The organism is Veillonella sp. KGMB01456, from assembly GCF_023051165.1.
Lineage (GTDB): Bacteria > Bacillota > Negativicutes > Veillonellales > Veillonellaceae > Veillonella_A.
In genome coordinates this window covers 44,112-65,993 of record NZ_JALKIG010000004.1, presented here as the reverse complement: position 1 = coordinate 65,993, position 21,882 = coordinate 44,112, and the positions used below count along the sequence as shown (strand labels likewise).

Sequence of the window (21,882 nt, the reverse complement as noted above, 5' to 3'; positions counted from 1 at the left end):
GCATTAAAAGCAATGTGTTTATAAATATGAAGGCATTATTTTAGGAGGATGTAGTAAATGATGAATAAGAGAGCCTATAAAAACATGTTGGCTGTAGCAGTGGTAGCCGCGTTGAGCGGTACTACCGTATGGGCTGCGGATGAAACGAGTACAGCAACTACGCAGAATTCAACTGCCGCAGTTACAGCGGTAAGTGCTCAAGACCAAGCGGCCCAAGACGCTATTACAGCGGCTCGTGGCGGGATTGAAGAAGCACAGAAATCTGACGAACAAGAAGCCAAACGTATCGAGTTGGACAATTCATCGTTAGCTACTACCGATTCAGCGGTTTTGACCGTTGCCAAAGGTGAAGGCGCCCGTTTAGAAGAACAACAGGCGGCCGGCGTACAGACGGCTATTACCACCCCGGATGCACGCTATTTCTCCAGTGTTACGGATGAACAATTACAGCCATATGAAGGCAAAGTAATGACCGGTTTTTCCATTGAAGGCTTACCGGCTGAAGTACAGGATGAATACATGGCCTTGTTAAAGAGCCATATCGGTGATACTTTAACGCCGGCGGCTATTAAAGCGGATATTTCCGCGTTAGGTTCCAGCGGCTATTTATCTGAAATCAATCCGGTAATCACCGTTGTGCCGGAAGGTGTTAAAGTTGCTTACAAAGTAACGGTTAACCCGGTTGTAAAATCCGTACAGTTCGAAGGCAATACTGTTTACAGCAATGAAATGCTTGTTAACTATTTGAACGTACAACCGAATACCGTTCTTAATACGGTTCAAGTAGGCGAACGTATCCAAGGTATCAACGCCGCTTATAACCGTGACGGTTATATTTTGGCTCGTGTTAACGATATGGCCGTTGACCAAGACGGTGTCCTTCATATTTCCATTACAGAAGGTATCGTAGAAGATATCGTGCCACATGGTAATAAAAAGACTAAAGATTATGTAATTCTTCGTGAATTCAACCAGAAAAAAGGCCAACCATTCAATAAATTCCTCGTTCGTCGTTCTGTTGAAAAAGTATACAACTTAGGTTACTTCGATGACGTTAACGTACGTTTGTTGGAAGGTTCCACACCTGACAAAGTAGTCATCGAAATCGACGTATTGGAACATAAAACAGGTACCATTACCTTAGGTGCCGGTTACTCTGATTCCGACGGTTTCGTTGGTATCGTAGAAGTTGGGGAAGATAACTTGCGCGGTACCGGTGACAAGATTAAAGTTCACTGGGAGTTCGGCGGTACGGCCGGTTATAAAAACTACTCCGTATCCTACTTGCGTCCTTGGATTGACAGCAAGGGTACATCCCTCGGCTTAACTATTTTCGACCGTGAAGATACGTATACCGACTATAACTCGGACGGGGATGAAATTTCTCAATATGTAAAAACGCAGAAAGGGATTAACGTGTCCTTAGGTCGTCAGACCGGCGAATATACCCGTGACTATGTAACCTTGGAAACCCGTAAAGACGGCTGGAAGTTTGACGAAGATGAAAACAGCGGTTACAACTATGCTGAAGGTGCCGGTGAAGGTTCTGATCCGGCAAAATACGGTAGTTATACATGGAATAATGAAAAATATGACTTCAAAGGTGATAACTACATCGAAAACAACTTCGGTCGTACCAACAGCGTATCTTGGCAGAAAGTTTACGACTCCCGTGATAACATTTACGATCCTAAACGCGGTAAACGTGTATCCGCTACCGTTCAATGGGCAGGCCACGGCTTAGGCGGTGACTTCGATTACTATAAATTCACCGGTGAATATCGTAACTACAAAGCTATCGGTAACAATCAGGTAATCGCTTTCCGTGCTCGCTTAGGTTGGGCACAGGGTGATGTACCGTACAGCGCTCTCTACACCTTAGGTGGTGCCGATACGTTGCGTGGTTTTGAAGACGATCAGTTCCGCGGTAAGAAAATGTACAATGCTACCTTGGAATACCGTGTACCCATCTTCAATAAAGTAACGGGTGTACTCTTCACCGATATGGGTGATGCATGGGATGCACCGCACGTAACTTGGTACGATGATGATAAATCCTTCAATATCTCCGTCGGTGCCGGTGTTCGTATTTCCACACCAATCGGACCTATCCGTCTTGACTATGGTGTAAGCAAAGATGACAACAAATTCCACTTCAGCTTTGGTGGACAGTTCTAATTATGAAACAATGGGGCTTACGCGTCACCGCCGCTCTCTGTATGATGGCGTCGGTGACGACAGTTGCTCAGGCTGAGCCCATTGAGTCGGTAACGGTGAGTCTTTCCGGTAGTCGGCAACCGTTGCCGGCCGTTTTGGCTAAACGTATGACCGCCGCCGTGCAAACAGCGGCCGATAAGTTGTATGTAGGGACCGATACGGAAGCATTGGCAGCCGGGCAAGCGACATATCAGAAAGTAACAACCGATATTATCGATCGAATTTTATACGGTTATACGGTGGAGTCCTTGACGATTACACCGGGGGTGAACAGTCAACTTGACGTGCGCCTCAGACCGTATGGGCAGACCATTCAAGCCGTAGCTGTTACGGTGGATTACGGTAATTTAACCCCGCTTGCTCAAGAGTGGGTAGCTCGCGATATTTCCTTTGTGGAGCCGCGGATTGAACAAATCCTTTTGGGGGCGCCGCTCGACTCATTAGATTGGGCCACGGCGGTCACCAGTCAGCTGGTTCGCAATGAATTGGAAGGGGCGTTACCGGAATTTATTCCGCAAGTTGAAATCATACCGGGCGCCAAGACGAAGGTTAAAGTTTATTTAATTCCCCAAGGGGCGGTGGTCCGTCACAGCAGTACGGAAATTGCTTCAAACACATTGCCAAGTACGGTTTTCTATGCGACTAAACGCTATTATGATGAGTATTTAGTCGGCTTAGAAGGCGTGCCGGTATCATTCATTGCTCGTCATGAAAGCGATTTGCTGGGAGTTATCCAACAAGGCCTCGACAATAGCAAGGCCAGTCAGCGTTTCGGTATTTCCATGAAGCCGTCGTTGCAGTTGGGGACTGATTTACTCCTCAAGATTCAAGTCGATTCATCGCGCTATATTGTACGTGCTGAAGGATACTTGGATATGGGGACGGAAACGGATCACAATGTAGGTATTAAGTTATTTACCGGCATTAAGCAAGGCAAGGGAGATTGGTATTTGGAAACAAATTTCTTCCCCGATGATTATAAATGGGCGTTTTATCCGTCCTATGCGTATCACTTTACGCAAGATACTACCTTGGCTTACCAATATAACTTGTCCGATAAATATAGTCGTGTGTGGCTCCGCCAGGATATCGGCAGTCGTTGGCATGTGAGAGCTCAGCGAGATTTTGAAATCAAGCGTAATGAGTTCGGTTTAGCCTATGATTTGAATAATTATTTGACCTTGGAATACGTGGTCAATGATGACGATAATTGGTTACGCCTGATCGGCTATATTTAATGTTAAAATAAGAATCTTGACATATAAAGTTTAAGTCGATTATGCATAGATTTTTTCAAAAAAGAAAGAAGGTATATTACCTATGATGCGGTTAATTAATAACCAAAAGAACAAGAAGTTTGTATCCTTATTTGTTGCCGTTATATTCCTCTTAGGTATCGGCGCCATCGCGTACACACAAATGGCTACGCCAACCATTGCATCCGATGCGGACAGCAACATTGGCGTTATCGATACGACTAAAGTATTGAATGCCGCTTCACCGGCAGTCATTGAAGCCAATAAAGAATTGGATGATTATAAGAAACAGTTAAGCGATGAATTTAATACTAAATCCGCTAATATGGACGATAACCAAAAAGCAGCACTTGCTTCTGAATACCAAGGCAAAGTTCAGGATAAAATGATGGAAATCCAGAAGAAAATTCAGAGTCAGGTAAGTGATGCGTCCAAAGCTGTTGCCGATGCTAAAGGTTTATCCATTGTTATGGATAAACGTACTGTTTTATACGGCGGTGTAGATATTACCGACCAGGTACAGCGTAAATTGAGCGGTAACTCTGATGCTACCGATTCAAGCAGCCAGAAATAATCGGACAGATGATTCGTTTGTTGAATAGAGAGGAGGCGGTACAATGAAGCCGCAGTATCGTTGGATTTCTGTTGTTGTCGTTGTAATTGCCGCCTTACTCGCGGGCTTGTTTATTCATAATCGTTTGGATGATAAAAAAACGACTTCAACTCCTAATATGCCGAAAATCGGCATTGTTAAAATGGAAAAGGTCATCAAATTTAACCCATCCTATGATGAATATACGCAAGCTAAAAAAGAATTAGATGATTTGCAGGCTCAATATAAAAATGAGCAGCAAAGCTTAACGCAAAAATCGCAGCAACAGTCTTTAGCACTTCAGGCCTTAGGCTCCGACAAGGAAATCACCGATTTACTGAATACGGAATTAATTACTAAGGTAAAAGCTAAAGAACAGGAACTGAATGTAGCTTATCAAAAACAGCGTATCGCTTTAATCAATAAGTATCGCGGTGAAGTTAAAACGGAAATGACCGAAGCGGATTTACGAATTGTTAATTTGCAATTGGAATTAAGTGCCAATACGGCACCTATAGCAGTAACGGAAGAACAAAAAACGGCTATTGAAGCTGAACGGGCTGCCAAAGAGAAAGAGTTACAAGAACTCTTGGCATCGCGCAGTCAATCCGTACAGGGGAATTTGCAAGATTTAGAGCAGAAGGTCGATGCCGAGTTGGCACCGATTCGTGCGTCCGGTCAAAAAGAACTGGATGACTATGCGGCTAATCTTCAAAAAGAATTACTCGCCCGTCGTGATATAATGGTAAAAGCTAAAGCGGAATCTATTATGGCAACCAATAATCTGCCAAATCCGGTAGAGTGGAATACGGCCTGGGATTCACGCATGAAAGCAAAACAAAGTGAAGTAGAAGCCCTTCATGACGCCATTTTGGAAGATGTACGCATGCGCGCCATGGTGGTGGCAAAGGAAAAGAACCTCGATTTAATAGTTATTGATGAAGTTTCAAATGTTAATGCAACTGATGTGACCGATGCTATTATTGCATCCTATTCGGTTGCTCAATAAAAGGAGTTTTTTACAATGAATAAGAATGTAAAACGTATTTTGGCCGGTTTAACTATGATGGTATCCGTAGGCTTAGTTGCCGGTTGCGGTACTACTGAACAGGTTGGTTATGTAGATATGCAAAAAATCATGACTGACAGCCAAAAAGGTCAGGATACGAATAATAAATTACAGGCTAAATTTACTGAAATTAATGCTCGTTTAGCTCAGGATCAAAGTGCCGGTCAAGATGCCAACACTATGATGCAGAATCAACAGAAAGCTCAGCAGGAATTCCAGGCTTATCAGCAGGCTATGATTAATGATTTCCGCAACGCTGTAGATACGAATGTACAGGCTATTGCGAAAGAAAAAAATATTACTGCCGTAGTTGAAAAGAATGCTTTAATCAGCGGTGGCGTTGATTTGACTGAAGAAGTATTGAACAAAATGGGTAAAGCGGCTAATGCAAGCGATGCCAATGCCAATCAGGCAGCGAGTGGTGACGCTAACGCACAGAGCACAGCAACATCCGGCAGCACTGAAAGTAACAAATAATAACGATTAATTCGATCAGCGAGAGGAGACTTTCACGGTGAAGTATACAGTTGAGGAACTGGCAAAGAGTGTAGAAGGTAAAGTAGTAGGTGACGGCAGCGTTGAGATTACGGAAACCCGTGGTCTCGATCAAGCGGCACCGCAGGCAATTTCATTTGCCATAGGCGAATATTGTGAACATGTAGGGCAAAGCAAAGCAGGCGCTGTCATTGTAGAAGCACCGTTGGCCGATGTGAGCATTCCTCAAATTGTAGTTCATAATGCTAAGGCCGCTTTTGCACAGATTTTACAGATTTTCCATCCGCCGGTAGTATTTCCTACCGGTATTCATGAAACAGCGATTATCGGCAACAATGTAACATTAGGCAAGAATGTTACGGTAGGACCATACTGCATTATTTATGATAATGCGGTTATCGGTGACAATGTAGTATTACATCCTTATGTTTACGTAGGTCATAATGTACGCATTGGCGACGACTCTACTTTATACAGCGGTGCCATTGTTCATGAAAATTGTATTTTAGGTAAACGCGTAATTCTTAGAGCTAAAGCCGTTATTGGCGGTGAAGGCTTCGGTTTTGCTACCGAAGCGGGGAAACATACGCATATCCCGCAAGTTGGCAATGTAATCCTTGAAGATGATGTGGAAGTAGGCTCTTGTTCCTGTATTGATAATGCAACTATGGGTTCCACCTTGGTAAGAAGAGGCACTAAGATTGACAATTTGGTGCATTTAGGGCACAATGTTGAAATCGGTGAAGATTGCTTCCTCATTGCGCAGGTTGGGATTGCAGGCAGTACTAAATGCGGCAATCATGTAATTTTTGCCGGTCAGACCGGTTGTACCGGTCACATCACCATCGGTGACAATGTTACCTTTGCAGGGAAGACAGGCATTGTCGGTAATGTTTCGGCCAATGGGACCTATGCCGGCTATCCGCATCGACCTCATAAGGAATGGCTTAAATTGGCTGCTTATGAAAATCGTTTGCCGGATATGGCCAAAACAATTAAGCGTTTAGAAAAAGAACTGGCTGCCTTAAAAGAAGAATTGGCGGCGAAATAGGAGAGTATATGTATAGGTTTATGAAGCTCTTTAGTGCTTTTATCTGTATGATGCCTCATAGTATACAATATGGTATCGGCTATTTGCTGGGCGAGATTTTTTGGCTGTTTTTACCGCCGAAACGCCGCAAATTGGCTATAGGGCAGATTTTATTCTGCAATATTACAGACGATCCTAAAGAAGCAAGACGAATAGCTAAAAAGAGTACAACCCGCTTCGGACGTATGATTATCGATGTATTGCGTTATCCGGAAATTAAGGATGGCAAATATAAAGAAATGTTCGAATGGGTTGACCGTGAATATTTGGATGATGCCCAAGAAGGCGGTAAGGGAGCTGTGCTCATGGCGATTCACAGCAGCAACTGGGAACTTCTGGGCGGTATTTTAGCATCCGAAGGCTATCCGTTAATATCGGTTGCCATGAGACAAAATGGGGACGCCGATAAATTTATCAATGAATATAGAGCGCTCATGCATCAGCATGTGACGTATAAAACCGGTGTACGCGAAATGATCAGAGAGCTTCAAAAAGGCTCTATGATTGGTCTTATTATGGACCAGGATCCGGCTGCCCAAGGGCAATTGGTGCCGTTCTTCGGCTATGAAACCTTGACCCCGGTAGGACCGGCCGTAATGGGTCGTATGCAAGATGTTCCGATTATACCGGTAACCATTCGCTACGATGAATTTGAAGAAAAATACATCGTTACCGCCCATCCGCCGTTCTATGCGGAGCATACGGATGACAAAAAACGAGACACCGCAGTTACGTTGACTCGTTTAAATGAATGGATTGAAGACTATATCAGACGCTATCCGGAAGACTGGTTCTGGCTTCACAATCGTTGGAAGTGGACACGCCGTTATTATGCAGGTAAAATGGAAGTACCACCGGATCCAATGAAGGACTGAGACCATACTTGCCATGTCTTTTGAGAATAGTATATAATAAAAGACAGTGTATTGAAGAGTGACCTTTCGCAATGTATGTGCAATCGAATAGTAGGGTCACTCTTATCGTTCCCAGGTTATGACAAGGAAAGGAGGAGTCTGATGGTACTTAAGCAAAAGACCCTCGTTAAAGAAATTGCCTATGAAGGCACAGGACTCCATAGCGGTCTGCCGGTGACCATGACATTACGTCCGGCAACAGCTGATACAGGGATTGTGTTTGTGCGCACTGATTTACCGGGGAATCCTTCAGTTAAAGCAACTCCGGCCAATGTTACCAATACAAACCGGGCTACCACCTTGGAATCGGGTGAAGCCAAAGTATTTACGGTAGAACATTTATTGGGGGCTTTTTATGGATTGGGCATAGATAATTGCTATGTAGAATTGAATTCGCCGGAACCACCGATTGGTGACGGCAGTGCAGCTGTGTTTGTAGATTTGATGCAAACCGCAGGGGTTAAAGAATTGGCTGCGGAGCGTAAGGTATATGCAGTAAAACAGGCTCATACTGTATATGACGGCGATCGTTATATTTTAATCGTACCTTATGATGGTTTACGTGTAACTTTTACTTCGGTCAACAATCATCCGCTACTGGGGACACAACAGGTGGATATTGACATAAATTCTGACGTGTTTGTCAGTGAAATCTCACCGGCGCGAACTATCGGTTTTATGAGTGAATTAAAACAGTTGCAAGCAATGGGACTCGCTAAGGGCGGCAATGTGGATAATGTTTTGGTTTATGATGATACCAAATGTTTATCGGTGCCGCGTTTTGATGATGAATTGGTTCGACACAAAATATTGGACATTCTTGGGGATTTATTCCTCCTCGGACCGATTAAGGGACATATTATTGCGTTGAAGTCCAGTCATGAATTGAATTCCCGTTTGGCCCGTGAAATTTTGCAAGAAATGAAGGAGGATTAAGATGATTCTTACAGTTGAAGACATTATGGAAATTTTACCGCATCGATACCCACTATTATTGGTTGATCGTATTATTGAATTGGAACCTATGAAGCGTGCCGTAGGCATTAAAAATGCTACAATGAATGAATTGTTCTTCCAAGGTCATTTCCCGGGAAACCCGGTAATGCCCGGCGTATTGTTAACGGAAGCGATCGCTCAAGTTGGCGGCATTGCCCTTCTGTATCCGGAAGAAAACCGTGGTCTTACACCTATGTTTACAGGCATTGATAAAGTACGTTTCCGTCATCCTGTAAAACCGGGCGACCAAGTTCGCATGGAAGCGGATGTTGTAAAAATTAAAGGCATGATGGGTAAGGTAGAAGGCAGAGCCTACGTTGGCGATAAATTGGTAGCCAGTGGCGAGTACATGTTTGCACTTGTAAAGAAGTAAAACTTTAAAAACTCGAGATAAAATGTGATAAAAGCATATTTTCTCATAATTATTATAAAATTTCTCTGTTCCTGATTGTAAAACTTTCTAAAATGAAAGTTCACTAATTTAAGTTTATTACGATTATGTTATTAATAAAGCAACATTTAGCGTAATAGTCGCAATCTCAACAGAGCAAGGAGTGACATAGATGATAGTAGTAGGCATGGAGAATGCTACCTCTAATATACATAGCACCGCGGTGGTACATCCGGACGCTAAGATTGGCCAAGGGGTAATTATCGGCCCCGGTGCCGTAATCGGTGAAAATGTATCCATCGGAGACGGAACCAAAATCGGTGCCAATGTAGTCGTAGGCGGTTGGACTACCATTGGACAACGTTGTGAACTTTACCCGGGGTCGGCTGTAGGGTTAGAACCTCAAGATCTAAAGTTTAAAGGTGAAAAGAGCTTTTGCAATATTGGTGATGAAACAGTCATTCGTGAATGCGTTACCATCAGTCGTGCTACCGGTGAAGGTGAAGAAACTCGCATAGGCAATAACTGCCTATTCCAGGCATGCACTCATGTTGCCCATAACTGCATCGTAGGCAACAATGTAATTATGAGTAACTGTGCCGGTCTCGCCGGTCATGTTATCGTCGAAGATCGAGTAGTTATCGGCGGTATTGCGGGCATTCATCAGTTTGTAAAAATCGGTCGTAACGCCATGGTCGGCGGTATGGCTAAAGTAGTGCAGGATATTCCGCCTTACGTAATTGCCGACGGCCAGCCGGCTCGTGTAATCGGCCTTAATTCCGTAGGTTTATCCCGTGCCGGAATTTCTGAAGAAGTACGCCATGATTTGAAACAGGCATTCCGCATCATTTATCGCTCCGGTTTTAGCTTATCCAGAGCGATTGAAGAAATGGAAATGCAATTAAACTCTTCCGTAGAAATTGAGAACTTATTGCGTTTCTTGCGCAATGCAGACCGTGGCATTATGCGTCTTCGCCGCGATTAAAAAGTAAGAGTCTTGCCTTGACGGGTCAAAAGAGTGGTTTGACCCTGAAAGGGAAGGCTCTTTTTGTTCAAAAATGAGGTAAAATTTGATATAATATTATATATTATGTCTTTAAATACAAAGAACTGGGAGGAAACGATGGCAAAAGTCGGATTACTGGCCGGCGTAGGTAAATTGCCGGTGGAATTTTTACGAGCAGCGCAATCGGAAGGCTATGAAGTAGTCGTTATTGCTGTTATTCCCGACACGGAACCTGAGCTAAAAGCGGAAGCTGATGCATTCTATGAAATCAATGTGGCAAAGATAGATAAAATTTTTAAAACACTTCATAAAGAAGGCATCACGGAAGTGACCATGCTCGGCAAAGTAACCAAAGAGATTTTATTTAAAGGGTTGGTTATGCCTGATTTGCGGACCATTAAGTTACTCACTAAACTTCGCAATCGCAAGGATGACACGATTATGCTGACTATCGTGGAGGAACTGGCTAAAGAAGGTATTCAGGTGGTGGACCAAACCGTTTATATGAAACCTCTTATGCCTAAGGCGGGTGTCTTGACGAAGGCTAAACCGTCCAAAGAACAAATGGCCGATATCCTCTTCGGTTTTGATGTGGCCAAACAAATGGGCGGACTCGACATCGGTCAAACCGTTGTGGTCAAAGATATGGCTGTTATGGCCATTGAAGCGATTGAAGGGACCGATGCATGCATTAAGCGCGGCGGTGCTTTAGGGCGTGGCAATGCGGTTGTGGTTAAAACAGCCAAACCACGACAGGATGTGCGTTTTGACGTGCCCGCTGTGGGTCTTACAACGATTCAATCTATGCTGGATAGTGATTGCAAAATTCTTGCTATGGAAGCGGAGCGCACTATCTTTGTAGAGCAGGCCGAAGTTATTAAATTGGCTAACGAAAAAGGCCTTATTATCTGTGCCGTTGACGGTCCGGAAGAAGAATAATTCTGATAAAGAATGGGTTGCATTTCATAGGGCAAAAGCCTTTGAAGTGCATTTTGATAAAGCGTAATTACTATCTTGGAGGTTCTGATGAAAGTCATGTTTTCCGCCGGAGAAGCATCGGGCGATACGCATGCGGCCAGTGTTGCCGGCGCGTTAAAAACCTTATATCCCGAGGTAACCATGCTTGGCATGGGCGGTTCGCGCATGGCTGCTGCGGGCGTTAATATTGTGTACGATATTAAACAGCTCGGCTACATCGGCATCGTGGAAATTGTTAAGGCATTGCCTTCTTTTTTCAAACTGAGAGCCTATTTAAAAGATATTATGATGCGGGAAAAGCCGGATGTTTTGGTTTGTGTCGATTATCCCGGCTTTAATATGAAACTGGCTAAAGTCGCTCATGACCTGGGGATTCCCGTTGTCTATTATATTGCCCCTACTATATGGGCCTGGCATCGCAGTCGCGGCAAGGATATTGCCAAGACGGTGACCAAAGTGGCGTCCATATTTCCTTTTGAAGCGGCGGCGTATCGTGAATTCGGCGTAGATGTGGAATTTGTGGGCAATCCGTTGGTGGATATTGTGAAACCGACTATGACGAAGGCTGAAGCGATGACCTGTTTCCATATGGATCCTGACACTAAGCGGGTGTTGCTCATGCCCGGAAGCCGTAAGCAGGAAGTGTTGGGACTCCTCGACCGTATGCTTAAAGGGGCGGAAATTGTCATGCAAAAACATAGCAATTTGGCTTTTTACTTGCCGCGAGCGCATACGATTGATAAAGAAGAATTAGAAGCTATTGTTACTAACTATAAGGTGCCCGTTACAATTACAGAAGACCATACCTATGATTTAATGCAAAGCTGTGATGTGTGTCTCGCTGCATCAGGAACGGCCACGCTGGAGACTGCGTTGATGGGTTTACCCACAATTTTATTGTACCGTCTGTCGCCGGTTACCTTTATGTTAGGCAAACTATTGGTGAATTTAACCCATGTGGGCTTGCCGAATATTGTGGCGGGGCGCGAAGTGATTCCCGAATTATTGCAAGGGCAGGTAACTCCTGTGAATATTGCTAAGGAATTGACCTCTTTATTGGAGGATTCAGTTAGACGAAATACCATGATTGATGATTTGCATGCCGTTAAAGAAGCCTTAGGCGGTGAAGGTGCGGTTAAGCGTGTAGCTCAAGTGGTAGCTAATGTGGCCGGCGCTGCTAACAGCTCAAATTACGGCGACACTGACAGTGCCAATATTAGCGCACCCGACGGCGATATTGACCATGCGAAGGTCAGTGTCGATGAGAGTACCCCTGGTGATGCAAATTAATGGTTCCGGAGGATATGAATGGGAAGTTATAAACGATTATTAGTATATATTAAACCGTATATCGGACGTTTGATTTTCGGTTTAATTTGTATGATTATAGCGGCAGCCGCTTATTTAGTGGTGCCTTGGCTCATCAAAAATGTAGTGGATGATGTGCTGCAGGCGAAAGATATGCAGATGTTAAATCTCATCGTGGTTGCCATTTTGTTGGTCTTTCTGGTGCGCGGTTTTGCCACTTACGGTCAGACCTATACCATGAGTTATGTAGGACAACGAGTTATCATCGATATTCGTGAAGCCTTGTTTAAAAAGTTACAGAGCCTCGATCAGGCTTATTTTGATCGCCGTAAAACGGGCGTAGTCATGAGTAATTTAACCAATGACGTTGGTGCTTTGCAGACGGCCATCGTCGATAATTTGATTTCTTTCATCACGGAAGGGGTTACCTTAATCGGGTCCTTGGTTTCTATGATTCTTATAGATTGGAAGTTAACCTTGGTAACCTTCATTATCGTACCGGTCGTGCTTGGCCTTATCAATGTTTTCGGTAAGCGCCTTCGCTTGGCCGGTCATGATGTGCAGGGCCGTATTGCGGATATTACATCCCTTTTGCAGGAAGTCATTTCCGGTATTCGCGTAGTTCGCTCCTTTGCTCGTGAAGATTATGAAGTCGTGCGTTTTGAGAAGGAAAATAAGCGTAACTTTTTGGCCGCTATGAAAGCCACTAAGTTATCCGCCTTATTGAGCCCGCTCGTTGAATTTTCCGCTGCCATTGCGGTAACGGTCATTCTCTGGTATGGCGGTTATAATGTAGTAACAGGCGCTATTTCCGCCGGTTCGTTAATCGCTTTCTTAATCTACGCGATTAACTTGTCGAATCCGGTAAAACGTCTCAGCCAAGTATACGGCAATATTCAAAAAGCCATGGCTGCAGGCGACCGTGTTTTCGAAATTTTGGACACCGAGCCACAGGTTAAGGAAAAGCCGAATGCGATTGCCTTACCGGAACTCGCCGGTCAAGTTGAATTTGACCACGTGTCATTCTCTTATGACGGTGAAAAACCGGCTTTAACGGATGTATCCATCACCGTACCGGCCGGTCGTGTTGTTGCCATTGTAGGCCCATCCGGCGCCGGCAAGACGACCATTGCCAATTTGTTGCCGCGTTTTTATGATGTAACCGCGGGGGCACTTCGCATTGACGGTGTGGATGTGCGCGACGTAACCTTTAACTCCTTGCGTGAACAGGTAGGCTTGGTGCCGCAGGAAACGATGTTATTTAACGCCACAATTCGCGATAATATCTTATACGGTCGTTTAGACGGTACGGAAGAGGAAGTGTATGCCGCAGCGAAAGCGGCTAACGCCCTCGAATTTATCGAAAAATTACCGCACGGTTTTGACACTTTGGTAGGGGAGCGGGGCAGCTCCTTATCCGGCGGTCAGCGTCAACGAATTGCCATTGCCCGAGCTATTTTGAAAAATCCGAAAATCTTGATTTTGGACGAAGCTACATCTGCTCTTGATACGGAAAGTGAAAAAATCGTGCAGGAAGCGTTGGAACGATTGATGAAAGGCCGTACGGCGTTCGTTATTGCTCATCGTCTCAGCACCATCAAGAATGCGGATCAGATTATTGTATTGCGTCAGGGACATATTGAAGAAGTGGGAACCCATGAAGAGCTCCTCGCTCAAAATGGTCTCTATCAACATTTATATTCCGTGCAATTTGCAAGTAAAGGACAGTAAGGATGTATTGGGTATACAACGTATTACTAATTATATATTGGATTGGTTTGATACCGGTCATCCTCTATCGACTGGCGTTTGAAGAAGGTTTCTATGAGCGTATTCGGCAGAGTGCCGGTTTTATGCCCGATTCATTGATGCGCAAAATCGAAGGCCGTCGTGCTATTTGGGTGCATGCCGCATCGGTAGGTGAAATTGTGGCAACCAGTCCCATTGTAAAAGATATTAAAAAGAAATTTCCGGAAGCAGTCGTAGTCGTATCGGTGGTTACCGCCACCGGCCATGCTATGGCACATCGCATCATTCCGGAAGCGGAAGGGATTATTTTCTTTCCGCTGGATTTGCCGTTTTTGACGCGTCGTATTTTGGATATCATTAAACCGATTACGATTTTACTCGTAGAAACGGAAATCTGGCCGAACTTCTTGCGCATTGCGGAAGATGAAAAAATTCCAGTTATGATGGTAAACGGTCGCATCAGCGATCGCAGTATGAAGCGGTACTGGATGATTCGTTCCTTTACGAAAGAAATGCTGGCGTCCATTCAATACTTCTGCATGCAGTCTAAATTGGATGCGGAATATATCGAATATCTCGGCGCCGCCAAAGATCGCATTACCGTAACCGGTAATACGAAGTACGACCAGACATATGCTCAGGTGACAGACGAAGAGAAAAAGAACCTCCAAGATGAATTCGGCTTTGGCCGTAACCATCCGATTATCGTAGCCGGCAGTACGCATCGCGGTGAGGAAGATGCTGTTTTGACGGCCTTTAATGAGATTTTAAAGGTATATCCGGAAGCTCGTTTACTCATTGCGCCTCGTGAAATTATGCGCGGCAATGACGTCAAAAGTTTAGCTGAAAAGTATGGTCTCAAGGCGATTTGTCGCAGTGTCATGACCGGACCGGTTCATGAGAAAACGCCGGTGGTGGTACTCGATACAATCGGTGAATTGGGTAGGCTTTACAGCTTAGGTGATATTATATTTGTAGGCGGTTCCTTAGTTCGCACCGGGGGTCATAACATTTTAGAACCGGCGGCTCACGGCAAACCGATTTTGGTAGGGCCGCATATGTTTAACTTTAAAGAAATTTACTCACTCTTAAGCTCAAGAGATGCATGTCTTATGGTTAAAGATGGCAAAGAATTGACCGATACGATGCTCGAACTTTGCCGCCATAAGGAACGTCGCGAAGCGATGGGGCGGAACTGTTTGGAGATTGTTTATGAAAACCGCGGTGCCACCCAGCGCAATACGGAAGAGTTACGTAAATTATTTGAAAACTATCACATCATTCCGTAACTTGGACTAAATTGTAAAGTTACGGCAAAGGAGGTAAGAGCTCATGAAAGGGGAACAACTGTTTAAAAAGTTGGTGAGCGGTCGGGCAAAAGGGCCGTTGGCAGACGTTGCCAGAGGCGGCCTCGGTTTGTTAAGTATGGTATATGCGCAAGGGGCGACCTATCGCAATCAGAAATTTGATAAGCTCCAAGGCGTTACCAGGGCTAGCGTGCCGGTAATCAGCGTTGGCAATATTACGGCCGGCGGTACCGGTAAGACACCGATGGTGCGCTATATTTGCCAATATTTAGAATCGCTTAATATGGCACCGGCTGTACTGAGTCGAGGCTATCGGGCCGAGGATAATCAGGATACAATCATTGTATCGCGCTGCGGTCGCTTGGAAGTTACCCCTGCCGTGAGTGGTGATGAAGCTTGGCTCTTAGGTAAAGGGCTGGGACATACCAGTGTGGTTATCGGTCGTGAGCGTGCAGCGTCTGCCCAAGTAGCGACAGCAACGCTCGGTAGTGATATACTTGTATTAGATGATGGTTTTCAGCATCGCAAGTTGGCTCGTGATTTAGATATCGTGCTCATTGATGCGGCTAATCCGTTCGGCTATGACCACGTATTACCGCGCGGTCTTTTACGGGAACCGTTGGACGGTTTGCGTCGTGCCGATGTATTCGTTTTGACTAAGACGGATCAGGTACCGGCAGATATTCTATTCGGTATTAAACATCGCCTCGGGCAGTTGGCACCGAACATTCCGATTGTTGAAACCATTCATAAGCCGTTGGGCATGCAAACTTTGGATTCTTGGGAGCGCAATGAAGAAGCGCAAGCTTCACTCGTAGTGTCTCACAAGTTTTTAACGGTGAGCGGTATCGGTCGGCCCGAATCATTTCAGCACACTGTAAACAGTCTTGGCTATGAAGTCATTGACAGTTTGGACTTTGGCGATCATCATGAATATACTACCGATGATGTGGTTAAAATGTGGTGTACCGCTTTTGCCAAAGGTGCTACAGCCATTGTGACGACCGAAAAAGATGCGGTTAAATTAAGTCAAATGCAAGCCGTACATGATTTGAAGATACCTGTATATGTAATCCCTATCGGTATTGAATTTATCAAAGGGGAAGAAGAGTTTAAGGCCTGTATTAAAGGCGTAGGAAAGAAGGATACTTTATGAAAATAGCTTGTGTCATTCCCGCACGATATGCGTCGACCCGTTTACCCGGTAAGCCATTGGCGGATATTGCGGGCAAACCGATGATTCAGCGCGTCTATGAGCAAGTATCGAAGGCTGCAGTGCCTGATGAAGTCATTGTGGCTACGGACGATCAGCGTGTATTTGATGCTGTTGCGGGCTTTGGCGGCACGGCTATTATGACGAAGGCCAATCATTTGACCGGTACCGATCGCTTGGCGGAAGTGGCTGAAGCGAGACCCGATATTGATGTAATTATCAATGTTCAGGGCGATGAACCTTTGATTGCGCCGGATTTAATCGATAGTTTGGGCGATTTATTCCGTCATGACGGTGAGTTTAAAATGGCGACCGTAGGCGCTCCTTTAGGGGAAGCAGAATATAATGAGCCGTCAGCCGTAAAGGTTATTTGTAATTTAAAAGGCCAGGCTATGTATTTTTCCCGCTCGTTGATTCCTTACCCGCGCAATGCGTTTGTGAATGCACCGTTAAAGCATATCGGCATTTATGCGTATACCCGAGATTTTCTCCTGGAATTCGCGAAGATGGAGCCAACGCCTGCAGAACTTACAGAGTCATTGGAGCAACTGCGTGCTTTAGAAAATGGCATTGCTATTCAAGTTATAAAAACCGAGGCTCGTTTTATCGGTGTCGATACGCCGGAAGATTTGGCTGCTGTTAATGAAATTTTTAAAAAACAGGGCTTGTAAGAGCAAATATATCGGTTTTTCCATAAAAATTTTAAATTTGAAGTGTATTATATAAGGAGATATTCATGAAAGAAGTTAAAGTAGGCAACTTAACCCTTGGTGGTGGTAAAGGTCTTTTCCTAATGGCCGGTCCTTGTGTAATTGAAGATCCGGAACGCACGCTCAATATTGGTCGTCGTGCCAAAGAAATCTGTGAACGCGTAGGCATTCCTTATATCTTTAAGGCTTCCTTCGATAAAGCCAATCGTTCCAGCTTTAATTCTTTCCGCGGACCCGGTCTTGTAGAAGGTCTTAAAATTTTAGCTCATATTAAAAAAGAATTACAGGTTCCGGTTATCAGCGATATCCATTCCATTGAACAGATTGAACCGGCCGCTGAAGTACTCGACGTATTGCAGATTCCGGCGTTCTTATGCCGTCAGACCGATCTCGTATACGGCGCGGCTAAAACCGGTAAAGCTATCAGCATCAAAAAAGGTCAGTTCTTGGCGCCTAAGGATATGAGCAATGTTGTTAAAAAAGTAGAAGAAGCAGGTAATCCTAACTTGTTCTTAACGGAACGCGGTGCCAGCTTTGGTTACAATAACTTGGTAGTGGATATGCGCTCCTTCCCAATCATGCGCAGCTTCGGTTATCCGGTAGTTTTCGATGCTACGCACAGCGTGCAGTTACCGGGCGGTGCGGGCACCAGTTCCTCCGGTCAGCGTGAGTTCGTGCCTAACTTGGCGAGAGCCGCTGCCGGCGCCGGCGTTGACGGTTTCTTCATGGAAGTTCATGATAATCCGGAAGAGGCTTTGTCCGATGGCCCTAACATGGTTCGTTTGGACGATTTGGAAGCAATGTTACGTGATTTAGTAGCCATTGACAAAATTGTTAAAGGCTAATTGAAGAATACGAATAGAGGGGATGGAACATCCATGAACGTTTTGGAGCAAGCGGCTCAAGTGCTTCATGAAGAAGCTCAAGCCATTGAAAAATTAATCACAACTTTAGACGGTAATTTCATCGATGCGGTGAATATGATTTTAAATTCCCATGGTCGCGTGGTTTGTACGGGTATGGGTAAATCCGGTCACATTGCCCGTAAAGTAGCGGCTACTTTGGCCTCTACGGGCACGCCGGCGTTATTTTTACATCCCGGTGAAGGTGTGCACGGAGACCTTGGTATGGTTACGTCGGAAGACATCGTGCTGGCCTTTTCCAATAGCGGTGAAACCGGTGAAGTGATTAGTTTATTGCCTTCATTACGTCGTATCGGGGCGAAGTTAATCAGTGTAGTAGGGAAACATAATTCGACCTTAGCCAAGAATTCGGATATCGTATTGTTGGTTGAAGTAGAAAAAGAAGCTTGCCCTTTGGGGTTGGCACCGACTACCAGTACGACGGTAGCCCTCGCTTTAGGCGACGCCTTGGCGGTATGTTTGTTGGATCGTCATAAATTTACACCGGAAAACTTTGCCATTTTCCATCCGGGCGGATCTTTGGGACGCAAATTACTCTTAACGGTTGAAAATATTATGCACAGCGGTGAAGATAATCCGGTGGTTCATAAAGGGGCCAGTGTGCGCGATGCTTTATTCGTAATGACGGAAAAAGGTCTTGGCGCTACCAATGTGGTCGATGAAGAAGGTCACTTAATCGGTCTCGTTACGGACGGCGACATTCGACGTGGTCTCGATGCGGGCAGTAATTTCTTGGAATGGCCCGTAGAAGACATGATGACGGCCATGCCGCGCACGATTACGAAAGATAAACTGGCTGCCGAAGCACTCCATTTGATGGAAAAAAATCAACCGCGCCCAATCACGGTGTTGCCGGTAGTTAATGATAAGAAAGAATGTTTGGGAATTGTACATATTACAGACTTATTGCGTCGAGGTATTGTATAATGAAAGTGCGCTGTTTGATCTTAGATGTGGACGGCGTCATGACCGAAGGCGGTATCATTTATACCGCCACCGGTGATGAAATAAAAGTGTTCAATGCACAGGACGGACTGGGCCTTGCCTTAGCCCGTCGCGGCGGCTTGAAGTTGGCCGTTATTACGGGGCGCTACTCCAAGATGGTAGAGCGCCGCACTGAAGAATTAAAGTTCGATTTTGTTCGTATGGCCTGCCATAATAAGACGGCGGCCATTAAAGAACTGGCCGAAGGGTTAGGTATCTCTACGGCTGAAATGGCCTATATGGGCGATGATTTAAATGATTTGGGAGCTCTTACCACGGTAGGGTATCCCATGGCACCGGCTAACGGTGTAGCGGAAGTAAAAGCGATTGCTAAGTTTACGGCTTCTAAAGCGGGCGGTCATGGGGCCATTCGTGAAGCCATTGAGCATATTTTTAAAGAATCAGGTCGTTGGGACGAATTGGTTGAAGATTATAAGAATGAAATATATAGTCAAGGTCAATAGCGAAAGGAGGTACGTACGGTATGTCAAATGAATGGCAATATAAACTGTTAAAAGGCTTAAGCGCATTGACTTGTAAGTTGTCGTATCGCACGATACTTTGTATAGGGGCAGGCTTAGGCCCTTTATACTCGCTGTTTGCTAAAAAACAAATTAAACGTGGCATTTATAATGTCATGAAGGGCATGAATGTTTCAGAAAAAGAAGCGGAACAAATTCTCTGTGAATTATTTAAGAATTTGGGCCGTTCCGCACTGGAAATTTTATATATGCCAAACTTAACGAAGGAATTTATTGCCGAGCATGTAGAAATGCACGGTATGGAATATTTAGATAAAGCATTGGCCGAGAAACGAGGCGTTGTTATTTTGACGGCCCATGTAGGCAACTGGGAATGGATGGGCGCAGCGTTGGCTGCCAGCGGTTATCCGTCCACAACCATTGTTAAGAAACAGCCAAATGCACAAGTTACACGATTGCTTAATGAATATCGTGAAATGGTAGGGCTTGAAGTATTTGCTCGCGGCGGTTCCGAAATGATTCGTGCCGTAAAAGCGATGAAACAAAAGAAACTCTTAGGTTTCTTGGCGGACCAGGATGGTTATATTCAGGGATTACCGGTTGAATTTTTGGGACAGGAATCATCGGCTGTAACAGGTCCGGCAACCTTTGCCCAGAAATTTAAAGCCCCCGTAGTACCTGTATTTACGCACCGTAAGCCGGATGGGGTAGGCCATGTAGTGGAAATACTGCCGCCGCTTTACTATGAAGATACGGGGAATGAAGAAGAAGATATTTACCGCTTGACGGAAGCCACCGTACGGGTTACGGAAGATTTTATCAGACAGCATCCTACCGAATGGTTATGGTTCCAGCATCGTTGGAATACTAAACTAAATGAAATAGTGGATATTGAGGCAAAACTGAAGGTGAGGGACGCAGTTCATGCTAAAAAATAAGAAGACGATTTTAGTCATAGCCATCGTACTTGCACTGGTAGGGGTGTTTATCTGGATATTACTAAGCGGTGAGGCGGAAACGAAAACGGATCCGACGCAACCGACGGGGAATCTAGTGACATTTGACGGATCGACCATCACAGAAGAACAAAACGGTAAAACTGCTTGGTCCGTTTCGGCGGAACAGATTAAAGTGAATCCGAAGACTAAGGAGATTTACCTGACAAATATGAAGGGAACATTTTATGATGGTGATAAAACACTCGTTGTAACGGCACCGCGCGGTTACATGTCGGGGGACCATAATAAAATGCAATTGGCCGGTGGTGTAAAGGGTACTAATGGTGCCGATGTGGAACTTACTACCGAATCTATTTCCTTTGATAATAAAACGAAGAAATTGACTTCTGAAACACCGTTTACATTCTCTAACAGCGATGCTGTAGTGACCGGTGATCAATTGGAAGCCGATACGGTATTGAATAAAGTCATGGCCAAGGGTCATGCTAAATTAGTTAAGAAGTGATGGGAGGATTTGACAGATGAAATTGTCAAAAATAATGGCGGTTACTGCACTTGTGGCAGGCCTTGCGGTACCGGTTTGGGCGGCTCAGTCCAATTTGTCCATTACCGCCGATACCTTGGAATATGACGGTAACAGCGGTATTGCCAGAGCCAATGGCAATGTGGTAATTATCAATGAAGACAAGACGATGACCGGTAAAACCGGCTGGTATAATACAAAAACACAGGAAGCTGATTTGTCCGGCGGTGTCAGCATGATTGGTTCGGATACATCCTTATCCGCGCAGACGCTTCACAGTACCAATAATGAACAGCTTCAGGCAACCGGTAATGTTCGTTTGCAAAAAGAAAATAAACAAGTTTTCGGTGATACCGTAACATACAATACTAAAACGGAATACGGTACATCCCGCGGCAATGCTAAACTCGTTATGGATGATGCCGTATTGACCGGTGATTATGTACAAGGATGGCTCAATGAAATTCGTGCCACTGCACAAGGAAATGTAACCTTGCACAGTGCTAAGCACAATTTGGATGCCAGTGCAGATAATGCCGTGTACACCCAGACGCCCGGTCAGGATGATGGGGTAGCGTATTTAACCGGTAATGCTCACGCCGTACAAAACGGTAATGTGCTTAATGCGCCGGAATTAAAATTAGAAATGAAAGATAATTCGGTACAAACTGTAGGTGGACGTAGTACGTTGATCATCACGCCGCAGCAGTAAGGAGTAAC

Annotated in this window: 22 protein-coding genes; all 22 read left to right on the top strand. The window is 44.9% G+C overall.

Annotation, left to right across the window (positions count from 1 at the left end):
• Positions 1-57 precede the first annotated feature (57 nt).
• The 22 genes from MXE28_RS02035 to MXE28_RS01930 all read left to right on the top strand — a co-directional run bounded on the left by MXE28_RS02035 (position 58) and on the right by MXE28_RS01930 (position 21,874).
• Positions 58-2,178 (top strand): BamA/TamA family outer membrane protein, encoded by a 2,121-nt coding sequence (locus MXE28_RS02035; RefSeq protein WP_226974214.1) that lies wholly within the window; start codon positions 58-60, stop codon positions 2,176-2,178.
• 2 nt (positions 2,179-2,180) lie between these two features.
• Positions 2,181-3,455: a hypothetical protein gene (locus MXE28_RS02030; protein ID WP_226974213.1), complete on the top strand. Its 1,275-nt coding sequence runs from the start codon at positions 2,181-2,183 to the stop codon at positions 3,453-3,455.
• A gap of 82 nt (positions 3,456-3,537) precedes the next feature.
• Entirely contained in the window at positions 3,538-4,047 is a 510-nt protein-coding gene (locus MXE28_RS02025; RefSeq protein WP_226974212.1) for an OmpH family outer membrane protein, read from the top strand.
• A gap of 43 nt (positions 4,048-4,090) precedes the next feature.
• Positions 4,091-5,074, top strand: a complete 984-nt coding sequence (locus MXE28_RS02020; protein ID WP_021840880.1) for a hypothetical protein — start codon at positions 4,091-4,093, stop codon at positions 5,072-5,074.
• 15 nt (positions 5,075-5,089) lie between these two features.
• Positions 5,090-5,611, top strand: coding sequence for an OmpH family outer membrane protein (locus MXE28_RS02015; protein WP_021840881.1), 522 nt, complete (start codon positions 5,090-5,092; stop codon positions 5,609-5,611).
• A gap of 37 nt (positions 5,612-5,648) precedes the next feature.
• On the top strand, positions 5,649-6,680 hold the full coding sequence (lpxD, locus tag MXE28_RS02010) for a UDP-3-O-(3-hydroxymyristoyl)glucosamine N-acyltransferase (RefSeq protein ID WP_021840882.1): 1,032 nt from the start codon (positions 5,649-5,651) through the stop codon (positions 6,678-6,680).
• Between the two features lie 8 nt (positions 6,681-6,688).
• Complete coding sequence (locus tag MXE28_RS02005; RefSeq protein ID WP_021840883.1) at positions 6,689-7,594, top strand: lipid A biosynthesis (KDO)2-(lauroyl)-lipid IVA acyltransferase; 906 nt, start codon at positions 6,689-6,691, stop codon at positions 7,592-7,594.
• Positions 7,595-7,735: 141 nt separating this feature from the next.
• Entirely contained in the window at positions 7,736-8,569 is an 834-nt protein-coding gene (lpxC, locus tag MXE28_RS02000) for a UDP-3-O-acyl-N-acetylglucosamine deacetylase (protein WP_247239747.1), read from the top strand.
• A gap of 1 nt (position 8,570) precedes the next feature.
• Positions 8,571-9,002, top strand: coding sequence for a 3-hydroxyacyl-ACP dehydratase FabZ (gene fabZ, locus MXE28_RS01995; RefSeq protein WP_021840885.1), 432 nt, complete (start codon positions 8,571-8,573; stop codon positions 9,000-9,002).
• Between the two features lie 190 nt (positions 9,003-9,192).
• Positions 9,193-10,005 (top strand): acyl-ACP--UDP-N-acetylglucosamine O-acyltransferase, encoded by an 813-nt coding sequence (gene lpxA / locus MXE28_RS01990; RefSeq protein ID WP_021840886.1) that lies wholly within the window; start codon positions 9,193-9,195, stop codon positions 10,003-10,005.
• Positions 10,006-10,143: 138 nt separating this feature from the next.
• The gene (lpxI, locus tag MXE28_RS01985) at positions 10,144-10,965 is read left to right on the top strand and encodes a UDP-2,3-diacylglucosamine diphosphatase LpxI (RefSeq protein ID WP_156704199.1); all 822 of its coding nucleotides are present in this window, start codon (positions 10,144-10,146) and stop codon (positions 10,963-10,965) included.
• Positions 10,966-11,052: 87 nt separating this feature from the next.
• On the top strand, positions 11,053-12,294 hold the full coding sequence (lpxB, locus tag MXE28_RS01980) for a lipid-A-disaccharide synthase (RefSeq protein WP_226974211.1): 1,242 nt from the start codon (positions 11,053-11,055) through the stop codon (positions 12,292-12,294).
• An 18-nt stretch (positions 12,295-12,312) separates the two neighbouring features.
• Positions 12,313-14,043, top strand: coding sequence for a lipid A export permease/ATP-binding protein MsbA (msbA, locus tag MXE28_RS01975; protein WP_247239746.1), 1,731 nt, complete (start codon positions 12,313-12,315; stop codon positions 14,041-14,043).
• A 2-nt stretch (positions 14,044-14,045) separates the two neighbouring features.
• Entirely contained in the window at positions 14,046-15,350 is a 1,305-nt protein-coding gene (locus MXE28_RS01970; RefSeq protein ID WP_156704195.1) for a 3-deoxy-D-manno-octulosonic acid transferase, read from the top strand.
• 43 nt (positions 15,351-15,393) lie between these two features.
• Positions 15,394-16,524: a tetraacyldisaccharide 4'-kinase gene (gene lpxK / locus MXE28_RS01965; RefSeq protein WP_226974209.1), complete on the top strand. Its 1,131-nt coding sequence runs from the start codon at positions 15,394-15,396 to the stop codon at positions 16,522-16,524.
• Positions 16,521-17,252: a 3-deoxy-manno-octulosonate cytidylyltransferase gene (gene kdsB, locus MXE28_RS01960; protein WP_226974208.1), complete on the top strand. Its 732-nt coding sequence runs from the start codon at positions 16,521-16,523 to the stop codon at positions 17,250-17,252. The genes lpxK and kdsB overlap by 4 nt, the downstream gene beginning before the upstream one ends.
• Before the next feature lie 65 nt (positions 17,253-17,317).
• Positions 17,318-18,136: a 3-deoxy-8-phosphooctulonate synthase gene (gene kdsA, locus MXE28_RS01955; protein ID WP_021840893.1), complete on the top strand. Its 819-nt coding sequence runs from the start codon at positions 17,318-17,320 to the stop codon at positions 18,134-18,136.
• A gap of 33 nt (positions 18,137-18,169) precedes the next feature.
• Entirely contained in the window at positions 18,170-19,141 is a 972-nt protein-coding gene (locus MXE28_RS01950; protein ID WP_021840894.1) for a KpsF/GutQ family sugar-phosphate isomerase, read from the top strand.
• Positions 19,141-19,662 carry an HAD-IIIA family hydrolase gene (locus MXE28_RS01945; RefSeq protein WP_021840895.1) on the top strand — a complete coding sequence of 174 codons (522 nt, stop codon included), beginning with the start codon at positions 19,141-19,143 and terminating at the stop codon, positions 19,660-19,662. Before MXE28_RS01950 ends, MXE28_RS01945 begins: the two co-directional genes overlap by 1 nt.
• A 20-nt stretch (positions 19,663-19,682) precedes the next feature.
• Positions 19,683-20,618, top strand: a complete 936-nt coding sequence (locus MXE28_RS01940) for a lysophospholipid acyltransferase family protein (RefSeq protein ID WP_156704189.1) — start codon at positions 19,683-19,685, stop codon at positions 20,616-20,618.
• Positions 20,605-21,144, top strand: coding sequence for an LPS export ABC transporter periplasmic protein LptC (gene lptC, locus MXE28_RS01935; RefSeq protein ID WP_021840897.1), 540 nt, complete (start codon positions 20,605-20,607; stop codon positions 21,142-21,144). The genes MXE28_RS01940 and lptC overlap by 14 nt, the downstream gene beginning before the upstream one ends.
• A 16-nt stretch (positions 21,145-21,160) precedes the next feature.
• Positions 21,161-21,874, top strand: a complete 714-nt coding sequence (locus MXE28_RS01930; protein ID WP_021840898.1) for an LptA/OstA family protein — start codon at positions 21,161-21,163, stop codon at positions 21,872-21,874.
• The last annotated feature ends 8 nt before the right edge of the window (positions 21,875-21,882 follow it).

Coding starts and splice junctions, on each gene's coding strand:
- MXE28_RS01940 (WP_156704189.1), top strand. CDS start 19,683: ATGTCAAATGAATGGCAATATAAACTGTTAAAAGGCTTAAGCGCATTG.
- msbA (WP_247239746.1), top strand. CDS start 12,313: ATGGGAAGTTATAAACGATTATTAGTATATATTAAACCGTATATCGGA.
- MXE28_RS02025 (WP_226974212.1), top strand. CDS start 3,538: ATGATGCGGTTAATTAATAACCAAAAGAACAAGAAGTTTGTATCCTTA.
- MXE28_RS02005 (WP_021840883.1), top strand. CDS start 6,689: ATGTATAGGTTTATGAAGCTCTTTAGTGCTTTTATCTGTATGATGCCT.
- MXE28_RS01970 (WP_156704195.1), top strand. CDS start 14,046: ATGTATTGGGTATACAACGTATTACTAATTATATATTGGATTGGTTTG.
- lpxI (WP_156704199.1), top strand. CDS start 10,144: ATGGCAAAAGTCGGATTACTGGCCGGCGTAGGTAAATTGCCGGTGGAA.
- MXE28_RS02015 (WP_021840881.1), top strand. CDS start 5,090: ATGAATAAGAATGTAAAACGTATTTTGGCCGGTTTAACTATGATGGTA.
- kdsB (WP_226974208.1), top strand. CDS start 16,521: ATGAAAATAGCTTGTGTCATTCCCGCACGATATGCGTCGACCCGTTTA.
- MXE28_RS02035 (WP_226974214.1), top strand. CDS start 58: ATGATGAATAAGAGAGCCTATAAAAACATGTTGGCTGTAGCAGTGGTA.
- MXE28_RS01945 (WP_021840895.1), top strand. CDS start 19,141: ATGAAAGTGCGCTGTTTGATCTTAGATGTGGACGGCGTCATGACCGAA.
- fabZ (WP_021840885.1), top strand. CDS start 8,571: ATGATTCTTACAGTTGAAGACATTATGGAAATTTTACCGCATCGATAC.
- lpxK (WP_226974209.1), top strand. CDS start 15,394: ATGAAAGGGGAACAACTGTTTAAAAAGTTGGTGAGCGGTCGGGCAAAA.
- lpxB (WP_226974211.1), top strand. CDS start 11,053: ATGAAAGTCATGTTTTCCGCCGGAGAAGCATCGGGCGATACGCATGCG.
- kdsA (WP_021840893.1), top strand. CDS start 17,318: ATGAAAGAAGTTAAAGTAGGCAACTTAACCCTTGGTGGTGGTAAAGGT.
- lpxA (WP_021840886.1), top strand. CDS start 9,193: ATGATAGTAGTAGGCATGGAGAATGCTACCTCTAATATACATAGCACC.
- MXE28_RS02030 (WP_226974213.1), top strand. CDS start 2,181: ATGAAACAATGGGGCTTACGCGTCACCGCCGCTCTCTGTATGATGGCG.
- lpxC (WP_247239747.1), top strand. CDS start 7,736: ATGGTACTTAAGCAAAAGACCCTCGTTAAAGAAATTGCCTATGAAGGC.
- MXE28_RS01950 (WP_021840894.1), top strand. CDS start 18,170: ATGAACGTTTTGGAGCAAGCGGCTCAAGTGCTTCATGAAGAAGCTCAA.
- MXE28_RS02020 (WP_021840880.1), top strand. CDS start 4,091: ATGAAGCCGCAGTATCGTTGGATTTCTGTTGTTGTCGTTGTAATTGCC.
- lptC (WP_021840897.1), top strand. CDS start 20,605: ATGCTAAAAAATAAGAAGACGATTTTAGTCATAGCCATCGTACTTGCA.
- MXE28_RS01930 (WP_021840898.1), top strand. CDS start 21,161: ATGAAATTGTCAAAAATAATGGCGGTTACTGCACTTGTGGCAGGCCTT.